At 65.6% G+C, this 349-nt stretch carries 1 protein-coding gene; it reads left to right on the top strand.

Annotated elements, in window-relative coordinates; all coding sequences use genetic code 11:
* A partial coding sequence (locus SB822_RS55605) for a hypothetical protein (protein WP_410858910.1) occupies positions 1 to 349 on the top strand: 349 nt, incomplete at both ends.

The following is a 349-nucleotide window of genomic DNA, read 5'->3' as shown; positions in this document are numbered from 1 at the left end:
TGTCCGCAGGCGCAGATCATCGCGGGCGGCAATCTGGACGCGTCGAAGGTGGGACTGTTCCAGAACTACTGGAGCGCGGTCGCAGCGGTCGGCAACATCGCCGCGCCCATGACGCTCGACCAGAATAGCTGGCAGGGTCAGACGGCGCCCCAGGTGCAGGTCACGTATTCCGGCGAGTACCACTACAACAACTACGACAACAGCGAACACGACTGGCAATTGCCGTTCGGCGATGCGCCGTTCGTCGGCAAGCGGCCGGGCGGCTACACGCAGGCGGCGCCGGCCGACATCCGCTATTACGCGCTGCCGGGTTACGAATCGAGCTTTGTCGCGGGCGGCACGCTCTCGG

Source organism: Paraburkholderia sp. SIMBA_054 (assembly GCF_046534875.1).
GTDB classification, from domain to species: Bacteria; Pseudomonadota; Gammaproteobacteria; order Burkholderiales; family Burkholderiaceae; genus Paraburkholderia; species Paraburkholderia hospita.
This window is presented reverse-complemented; position numbering and strand designations above follow the sequence as displayed.